Here is an 8850-nt window from a genome sequence, read left to right as displayed (position 1 = left end):
ATAATGAATATAATTATTTATGTTGTACGATTCAGGTTTATTTTGTCTTGTTATAAAATCATTGAAAGCACTTGTGCTGGATAAAATAATATTTTGAGGAGATATTATGAGAATACAAAAAAAAGGAGGGAGCCCGGTGTGGGCGTCAATAACCCTTCCTTTGGTCGGATTGATCATTGCAATTGCTTTTGGCTTACCCTCGACTGCAGAAGCCGCCCCAGCTTTTTCCCCCACATTATCCAATGACGAATGCCTGGCTTGCCACGGGGAGCCAGGGATGAGTGTTATGCTGGAAAGCGAAGAAATATTATTCTTAACTATCGATGCTGGGAAATTTGCAAATTCAGTCCATAATCTTGAAGAGATTGGCTGTGTCGACTGCCACACAGATATTACAGAATTCCCGCATCCCGAACGTACGGACCACAGCCTTCGAGAGATATCTCTGGATTTTTATACTTCCTGTAAAGAGTGTCATCAGGAAGAATATGATAAAACGCTGGATAGTATGCATGAGCGTGCTTTGGCTGGAGGGGATACCAACGCTGCTATCTGCACAGATTGTCATAACCCACATACACAAGCCCGCATGACACATCCGATAACTGGCGAGGTCTTGCTTTTGGAAAAAGTGAAAATCCCCGCCACATGTGCTCGTTGCCATAATACGATCTTTGAAACTTACAAGGACAGCGTGCACGGCGAAAACCTGACAGAAAATTACAATCAGGATGTCCCCAGTTGTATTGATTGTCACGGTGTCCATAATATTGGTGATCCAACGACAACTGAATTTAGGGTAGATTCACCTGCGCTTTGTGCATCATGCCATACAGATAGCGATATCATGGAAAAATACGATATTTCTACCGATGTCCTGGAGAGTTATGTGGCAGATTTCCACGGAACAACTGTGACACTATTTGAGCAGCGTTATCCTGAGCAGGATACGAATAAACCGGTCTGTTTCGATTGTCATGGTATTCACGATATTAAATCACCGGATGATCCCGAGCATGGTATCGCTTTGAAAGAAAACCTGCTGATTACCTGTCAGCGGTGTCACCCTGAAGCAGATGTCAGTTTCCCTGATTCCTGGATGAGCCACTATATCCCTGATGCTGAGCATTATCCTGCTGTTTATTACATAGATTTATTTTACAAATATTTGATCCCGATCGTATTAGGCGGAATGCTGGTCTTCGTCATTAGTGATATGGTGAGACGGATGATCAATAAGAAGAAAGGAGCGTCACACTAATGAATAAGACGTCCAATACTTTCCCCCGCTTTGAACTGGCTCGTCGGATCGAGCATTTGTTGATGTTGCTTTCCTTTAGTGCTTTGGGAATTACTGGTATTCCACAAAAATTTCCTGGAAGCCAAATATCTGTTGTTATTGTCAATATGCTGGGTGGCATTGAAAATCTTCGCAATATTCATCATATTGCTGCTACTGTGATGATGTTTGGTACGCTATACCATCTCCTTGTCATGGGCTATAAGATTTATGTCGAGCGAAGAAGTATGAGTATGCTCCCATCTTTCAAGGATGCTCGTGATGCCTGGGAAGCATTGATCTATAACTTTGGCTTCTCAAAAATCCGCCCGCAAATGGGGCGCTATACTTTTGAAGAAAAGGTAGAATACTGGGCATTTGTTTGGGGTACCGTGCTGATGGGTTTGACTGGATTCATGATGTGGAATCCAATTTCTACTTCCAATATTTTGCCAGGAGAATTTATCCCTGCTGCGAAAGCTGCTCACGGTGCAGAAGCAATATTGGCGGTATTGGCTATTATTATCTGGCACATGTACGGTGTCCATCTAAGGTCTTTCAATAAGTCAATGTGGACCGGTAAATTGACAGAGGAGGAAATGCTCCACGAGCATCCATTGGAATTGGCCGATATAAAGGCTGGTTTGGTAAATCAGCCCATAGATCCCGATCTGTTTCGTAAACGGAAACGTGCCTATTATCCGGTTGCCGGAGTCCTGGCAATCCTCATGCTGGCCGGTGTATACGGCTTTGTGGCTGTGGAAGAAACTGCATTAAAGACGATCCCAATGCAGCCTGAACGCCTCGTTTCAGCCTATGACCCGCAAACCCCAACACCCATGCCGACCTTTGCGCCAACCGCTACCCCTGCGTCTGTGGATGCGGCTGACCTGACCTGGAACTCTTTTGTTGGGCCTTTGTTTGAACAGAAATGCTTAATGTGCCATGGCGCATTGGGCGGTCTTTCGTTGGCCACCTTTGAAGATGCAATGGCTGGTGGGCAGAGCGGTGTCATCATTCTGCCGGGAGATGGCGCGAATAGTTTCCTGATCGAAGTTCAGGCGCCAGGCGGCCATCTTGGCCAATTGAGCGCAGATGAGCTTGATCTGGTCCAGCAATGGATCGATGCCGGCGCACCAGAATAATGGTAGTTGGGTAATTCCAGCTAATACAAAAAAGCACCTCCTGTTTTTCTGACAGGAGGTGCTTTTACGTTAACAAAGTTTAACTATGTAGCAAATAAAGTCCGAACCAATTACGTCATTGCGAGAAGGACGGGTTTCCTGCGAAGCAATCTCCATCTCAGTGGAGGAGATTGCCGTACCCTGAAAAGCATCAGGGCTTGCAATGACGATATCATCGTATAATTTAATCTCCCTACATCACATCCATGATATTGATGCCCCGATCTGCGGCACGTTCAACTCCCCAATCTTTGAGGGTTTCAGGAGGCGGGACCACATCTTCTTCGGGGCGCATCACCATGCCGAGTGACTCAGTGGAGCAATGGGGGACACATACGCCACAGCCCACACAACGCATGGAGTTGACCTGCATGATCATATCATCACCCATCGAAAGGGCATTGAATTGACAATATTCCAGGCAATCTTCGCAGCCGTTACAGATTTGCTCATCAACTTGATTGACGAAGGATGAACGGGCAACCACATTGGCAATCCCGATTTCAGACATGCCGCGCAGGATTCCGCAGGAGCAGGTACAGCAATTGCAAATATAGTGGATCCCTTTTTGATTATTGCTGACCGAATGCACCAGACCGGCATCAGCAGCGCGCTGCAAGGTTGCCTGTGCCTCGTCTCTGGTCAGGACGGTGACGAGTGTATTCTTATCAAAGGCGCCCGGGACCTCACTGATCGTCATGCACACATCCAGGGGATGCTCACATGGATCACCAAGCAATTCCTTCTGCTTCCGGCAGATGCAATCCAATACGCCCCAGGCCTGGGCACCATTGACGATGTCCGAGGCGCTTTCATAAGGGCGAACTTCCATATCAACTTTGATGCTTTCTTTAACGGGTATAACACGATGTACCTGGGGTTTCACCTTTAAAACATCTGCAAAGGCTTGCGTATAATAATCTTCAAATAGGGTCGCCAATTCCTTGTCGATCTTCCCCGCCTGGTACTCATAAATGCCGACGACAAAGGGTAATAAACCGTAGCCGAGACCTGCTTCTGTTCGTCCGGCAGCGATCAGGCCATTTCGTGCCATTCCTTTCAGCAATTTCCTGACCTCGGTTTCATCGCGACCAAGCCGTTTGGAGATCATATCGGGAGTCTCCTTGGGCAACCTTAATTGTGACGCCAATTCTGCTTCATCAGGGGTATAAAGTTTTTCCAGCAATCGCAATTCCGCCCCATCATCTGTTGGTGGATATCCGTTTGGCAGGGCATCCAACCGCTCGGCCAATTTTTTATAGGCTCCATTCTTCATTCTGCTCCTCCTCCTCAATCCATTGTCGCGAATTACGAGTGATTCTACCACCAGGTGGTAAAGAAATAGCTCACCTTTTGCAGGTGAGCTATTTCTTATATTATTTTATCTGTCAGGTCTTTTTAAGGCTTCTCCAGGCCGTGCTTTTCGAGCAGGGCTTCATCTTTCAGGAGGGCGGATGTCTCTCCATCAGCGACAATCTGGCCCTCGTCCATAATGACCATGCGGGGGAAGAGTTCATCAGCCATGCGCAGATCATGCGTGGAGACCAGCATGGTCACGGGCAGATCACGCATCAGGTTTATCAGGCCCCGGCGCGCGCGCGGGTCCAGGCCTGCTGAGGGTTCATCCAGCACAAGCAGCTGCGGCGCCATGGAGAGTACTGTGGCAATCGCAATTCTTTTCTTTTGGCCAGTGCTGAGGTGATGGGAGAGGCGCTCGCCGAACCCGCTCATATCAACCTGGGCGAGGGCTTCGTCCACACGGGCGAGGACTTCTGATTCGGGTAATCCCATATGCAGGGGGCCAAAGGCCACATCTTCAAAAACGGTGGGGGAGAAAAGTTGATCGTCCGGATTTTGGAAGACCAACCCGACCAGGGAGCGGATCAGGGGCAGATTCTCTTTTTTTAACGGAAGCCCGCCCACCCTGAGTTCGCCTTCGCCCTTCAGGATCCCATTCAGATGTAACATCAGGGTTGATTTTCCCGCACCATTGGGGCCAACCAGGGCAACCTTTTCCCCTTGCTCGATCGTGAGGTTGAGATTTTTCAGCGCGACATGCCCATCAGGATAGGCAAAGCTCAAATCATCGATCGAAATAACCGGGCAGTCTTCTGATAGCTCCTGAAAGATGGCGGGTTGGCTGGGTGTGTGGGTGATTGGAGGCATGGATTATTTCCTAAAGGTGGGCAAAAAGTTGTAAGATTGAGAATAAAAATATCGCAAGCGCCATGATCAGCCAATCGCGGGCGATTACTTCATGGCGGTTGAAGGTGCGTATATGCCCCTGATAGCCCCTGGAGAGCATGGCGTTGAAGATTCGATCAGAGCGTTCGTAGCTGCGCACAAAAAGTTGACCGACCATATTGCCAGCTGTCTGCGCTCGCCAGAGAATGCCTCCGCCACCGCGCTGGCCGGGCAGGACCGCGCTGCGTGCCTGACGGGCACGAAGCAGACGCATGACCTCATCGGTCAGGACAAATAAATAGCGATAAAGAAATGCGATCACGGTGATCAGCATGCGCGGTAAGCGGAGATGCTCGAGGGCGTGGATCAGGTCAGGGAATTGAGTGGTTGCCACAAGGAGGATCGCGATTTGGACGGAAAGCCATGAACGGACGACAATACTCAAAAAACGCACCAACCCGAGATCTGTGGCAACCAGATGCCAGGGGCCAAAATCCCACACTGCGAGGGTCTCCCCGGGTAGTGAAAAAAGCGCGGTAATTGCCGCCATTGTAAAGGGCAGGACGATAAAGGAGCGTTTGAAAGTAAATCCCAAACCGAGTTGGGCCAGCAGGTTAAGGAGCAGGATCACCCCCCAGCTGATTCCAAAACTAAACCAATCCCCATCGGGTAACAGGGCATTGGAGAGGATGAATAAGACCGCCACCACTACCTTGACTGTCGGGGCAAGGTGGTGGAGCAGGCTGGATCCATCATGGTAGCGGTCGAAAACGTTAGCGTGCATGGTTAATGTGGTTGGGTCTTGCGGCTTCGGGTAATCAAGATGACGATTGCCGCAACAACCAATATGCCGATCAGACCTGCCACAATCGTTGAAAGGGCACCCTCCCCTAATATGGGGAAGCTATAGTTTGAAAGGATTTTGAAGGGAGCCTCAGTCCCCTGGCTGAGAAATCCCAGATCGGAGGCGACGCGCTCGAGCCCGTCCGGATCAGTGGATGCTAAGGGGGAAAGGATCAGAACGATGAGGGAGATCAAGGCGCCAACCACAATCCACCCGCGCCCGCCACGTGCGGGACCCTCAGTTTGCTCGAGGAGGTCCGGGCGTGTTCTGAAGATGAAAGCCAGTGCGGCGACCGTGATCAATGTTTCTCCGATCCCGATCACGGCGTGGATTCCCAGCATCGCGGGGAGGACGATATCCAGGCGGGCGGTACCGCTCAACCAGAGTTGGAGCGAGGTTGCCAGCGCGCCCGCCATCACAGAGAGCCAGGCGGCGAAGCCGGCCACCCCCAGTTTGAGCTTTCTTTGGCGGCCCTGTGTCGATCGGTAGAGTCCAAAACCGATTGCCGAAGTGAGCAGGCCCATGTTAAGCAGGTTCGCGCCCATCACCAGCAATCCGCCGTCCTGGAGGAGCAAGCCCTGGACGCCGATCACGGCGGTCATCACCAGCATCCCGGCCCAGGGGCCCAGAACGATGGCCGCTAATGCCCCCCCCAGTAAATGACCGGAGGTGCCGCCCGCGACGGGAAAATTGATCATCTGCGCAGCAAAAATGAAGGCAGCCATAATGCCCATCAGCGGGACCTGTTTTTCATCCACAGATTCGGTCCTTCTGACGGCAACGGATAGAACCGCTATGGTGACCACCCAGAAGAGCAGCGAAACAGTGATGCTCAGAAAGCCATCCGGGATATGCAGAGGGGTGGGGGAAGCTAACATATTTCTCCTAATCTTCCTGGCAGACCGGGCATAAACCAAAAAAACTAATGTGATTTTGCATGAGTTGAAAGCCGGTACTTTCCTGCAGCTCTTTGAACAGCGCTTCGGCTTTGACGTGTGGAATCTCGACCTCTGTCCCACATTGACGGCAAACCAGATGGTGATGCGCATAACCGCTTATCTCGTAGGCATATTTGCTTTTACCATTAAAAACAGTCTGGGCTAACCCGGTTTGCGCCAGAAATTCCAGCGTGCGGTAGACAGTTGTCTCTGTCAGGCCAGGCAAGCTGATGCTGGCCTGCTGATAAACTTCGGCAGGAGTCAAATGTGCCTTGGCGTGACCCAGAATATGCAGGATCACACTCCGTTGGGGGGTAATCCGAAAACCACGTTCTCGTAATTGATTGGTTAGATTGACTTCACAGCTCATAAAGGTTCCTTATTGCAGTTAACTGCAATAAGGATTATATGCAATAAGGATAATTGAGTCAAATGAATATATTCTTTTCGGGTTCTAAATTGCCTGGAACCTTGTCAGGCATACTTTGATAACCTGAGTTGCGCTTAACACATCGGAGCGGACTAAAGTCCTCCCTCAGGGCATGAAAGTCGGATAAATCCGACTCTTTTCTAGCCCGAAGGGCTTCCATGTACTGAGAAAGGGTTTTCGCGAAGCACACAGTGTGTAGCCCGCACGAAAAAAGCTAACAAACCTTATCCGCAACACAGGTTTGATAATAATGTATCCAGCCTCTGAGCGGTGACCGACGGGAAGAGCGCAGTCGCCTGTACCCGCCAGGGCGATACGGCCTTCGGGAGGAACTGTTATCTTGTGGTTAGATAAAGCAGGACTTACGCAAAATACCTTTTTTCTCGCTGCGTTGTAGCTTGTCTACAATACCCCAACGCAGAGTATTGGGACCAGGATTATAAAAATGCGTAAGTCCAATAAACTAAATAATTCCCGCCATTTTTCAGATGACAGAAACCTAAGGCTCCCATTGAAAAAGGATCATGGAAAAAAGAGTTGGCTTTCCTTCTATGTACTCCACCCCGACCAGCCATGAACGCCAATCGAGACCGCCATATTGATCTGTTCCTGGTTTGAAGACATTATAGAAATGAATATTGGTATATTCATATGGCCAGGGTTCGAGGGCAAAGGCTGAGGCAGAACCAACGTCGTTGCAAAACAGGGTGTAATTGGCGCTAAAGACCTCTAAGAGCATCGGCATGGGGATCTCATTGAAGGTGCCCTTTTTCTCAAAACCACTCCCCGGTTCATCGCCCCAATCGACGGCATAAGTGCTGTTAAAGACCCAGGCCGCCTCTTCTGGGGTGTAATTTGCCAGCGTCCCATAGCGATAATAACGCAGATCCAGGCCATGTTTTGGGCTGACCAGTGAGGCAAATAGATCCCCATCTTTATTTACAAGGGCGACTTGAAAATTGCTCAAAAGAGACTGGACCTGCGTATCTGCACAGAAAGTGGATGCTGAAACCTGATCCGTTAAATAATGCGCATTGACCCAGCCTGTTCCCCCCGTGGATGTGCCCACCTCGGCCCAGATTCCCCCGCCCATTGCTTGTGCCCGTCCGGTGCGCTGGATCCCCCTGGCCGTGGCTGATAACTTTTCGATGATCGGATTGCCAACCCCGGCCCCGGAGCGGATATTGAGGGGTTCATTTTCTTCCACTAAGATGACGGCTGCCATTTTGGTTGATGATGAGATATAGGCCGGCAATGAGGGGAGAGCTGTTGGGTATGCCGGCAGGGTCGTAGCTGGAGGGGATTCTGTGGATATTGTGGACAGGGCCGTCGCTGGAGGGGGCACTGTTGTCGGGGGAACAATTTCAGGGCTTGAGGTGGGCGGGGGAGAGGTTGGGGTGATGGCCGGGAGCGCCAAAGTCGCGGAGGGCCCTGGAGGCCCATCGCTGGCGGGGGCACATCCGATCGTGATCAAATTCAAGATCAAAAATCCGACCAGTAGTTGAGAACGAAGTTTATTCATGGCACCTCTCCCATTTTCTTTTTGAGTATTGATATTCACGCGAGTTAGTTAATTTTATCCGAATATAACGCCCCGCAGGTTCCCATTAATTCAGGTATACAAAAAACCTGCGGGACGCTCATACCCAATTTATCTGAATATCAGTAGTATACAGCGAATGAGAGCGGGGGGCAAATGCCTGGAACCGCTCCTGAAGGTATTCAATTATTGACACTGCCTCCCTTTGCGGTATAATTTCCCCCGCATGGCCGACTAGCTCAATTTGGCAGAGCAATTGACTCTTAATCAATCGGTTCTGGGTTCGAGTCCCAGGTCGGTCACACGAATTTTTCCCCTATTTTACAGGGGAAATTTTTTATCACAAAAGAAGGATAATAAACGAGTCAAGGAAGGCTTCCAAACCAGTCTAGAGGAGTTTCCAAACGAGTCTAGAGGGGTTTGTAAATATTATTTTGGGAGGATTTTCCCC

The 8850-nt window shown here is 49.9% G+C and carries 8 protein-coding genes and 1 tRNA gene; 3 read left to right on the top strand and 6 right to left on the bottom strand.

Going from position 1 to position 8850, the window contains the following annotated elements; translation table 11 throughout:
• Positions 1-106: 106 nt before the first annotated feature.
• On the top strand, positions 107-1261 hold the full coding sequence (locus tag AC3DOM_RS12210) for an ammonia-forming cytochrome c nitrite reductase subunit c552 (RefSeq protein WP_487919325.1): 1155 nt from the start codon (positions 107-109) through the stop codon (positions 1259-1261).
• Positions 1261-2424, top strand: a complete 1164-nt coding sequence (locus AC3DOM_RS12205) for a cytochrome b/b6 domain-containing protein (RefSeq protein ID WP_487919324.1) — start codon at positions 1261-1263, stop codon at positions 2422-2424. The genes AC3DOM_RS12210 and AC3DOM_RS12205 overlap by 1 nt, the downstream gene beginning before the upstream one ends.
• 232 nt (positions 2425-2656) lie before the next feature.
• On the opposite strand, the gene AC3DOM_RS12200 is transcribed toward AC3DOM_RS12205, so the two are convergent.
• From AC3DOM_RS12200 to AC3DOM_RS12175, 6 genes are all read right to left on the bottom strand, one after another.
• Complete coding sequence (locus tag AC3DOM_RS12200; protein ID WP_487919323.1) at positions 2657-3739, bottom strand: ATP-binding protein; 1083 nt, start codon at positions 3737-3739, stop codon at positions 2657-2659.
• 122 nt (positions 3740-3861) lie between these two features.
• The gene (locus AC3DOM_RS12195) at positions 3862-4629 is read right to left on the bottom strand and encodes an energy-coupling factor ABC transporter ATP-binding protein (RefSeq protein WP_487919322.1); all 768 of its coding nucleotides are present in this window, start codon (positions 4627-4629) and stop codon (positions 3862-3864) included.
• A 10-nt stretch (positions 4630-4639) separates the two neighbouring features.
• Positions 4640-5431, bottom strand: coding sequence for a cobalt ECF transporter T component CbiQ (gene cbiQ, locus AC3DOM_RS12190; protein ID WP_487919321.1), 792 nt, complete (start codon positions 5429-5431; stop codon positions 4640-4642).
• A gap of 2 nt (positions 5432-5433) precedes the next feature.
• Positions 5434-6369, bottom strand: a complete 936-nt coding sequence (locus AC3DOM_RS12185) for an energy-coupling factor ABC transporter permease (protein ID WP_487919320.1) — start codon at positions 6367-6369, stop codon at positions 5434-5436.
• A gap of 7 nt (positions 6370-6376) precedes the next feature.
• Entirely contained in the window at positions 6377-6799 is a 423-nt protein-coding gene (locus AC3DOM_RS12180; protein ID WP_487919319.1) for a Fur family transcriptional regulator, read from the bottom strand.
• A 559-nt stretch (positions 6800-7358) separates the two neighbouring features.
• On the bottom strand, positions 7359-8381 hold the full coding sequence (locus AC3DOM_RS12175) for an SH3 domain-containing protein (protein WP_487919318.1): 1023 nt from the start codon (positions 8379-8381) through the stop codon (positions 7359-7361).
• Positions 8382-8627: 246 nt separating this feature from the next.
• Here AC3DOM_RS12175 and AC3DOM_RS12170 point away from each other — a divergent pair.
• Positions 8628-8701: transfer RNA gene (locus tag AC3DOM_RS12170), tRNA-Lys, on the top strand.
• Positions 8702-8850: the final 149 nt, after the last annotated feature.

This window comes from Candidatus Desulfolinea nitratireducens (assembly GCF_982879505.1).
This window is presented reverse-complemented; position numbering and strand designations above follow the sequence as displayed.

Excerpts from the sequence above, each read along its gene's own strand:
- AC3DOM_RS12175 (WP_487919318.1), bottom strand. The coding sequence starts at position 8,381 with ATGAATAAACTTCGTTCTCAACTACTGGTCGGATTTTTGATCTTGAAT.
- AC3DOM_RS12185 (WP_487919320.1), bottom strand. The coding sequence starts at position 6,369 with ATGTTAGCTTCCCCCACCCCTCTGCATATCCCGGATGGCTTTCTGAGC.
- AC3DOM_RS12200 (WP_487919323.1), bottom strand. The coding sequence starts at position 3,739 with ATGAAGAATGGAGCCTATAAAAAATTGGCCGAGCGGTTGGATGCCCTG.
- AC3DOM_RS12180 (WP_487919319.1), bottom strand. The coding sequence starts at position 6,799 with ATGAGCTGTGAAGTCAATCTAACCAATCAATTACGAGAACGTGGTTTT.
- cbiQ (WP_487919321.1), bottom strand. The coding sequence starts at position 5,431 with ATGCACGCTAACGTTTTCGACCGCTACCATGATGGATCCAGCCTGCTC.
- AC3DOM_RS12210 (WP_487919325.1), top strand. The coding sequence starts at position 107 with ATGAGAATACAAAAAAAAGGAGGGAGCCCGGTGTGGGCGTCAATAACC.
- AC3DOM_RS12205 (WP_487919324.1), top strand. The coding sequence starts at position 1,261 with ATGAATAAGACGTCCAATACTTTCCCCCGCTTTGAACTGGCTCGTCGG.
- AC3DOM_RS12195 (WP_487919322.1), bottom strand. The coding sequence starts at position 4,629 with ATGCCTCCAATCACCCACACACCCAGCCAACCCGCCATCTTTCAGGAG.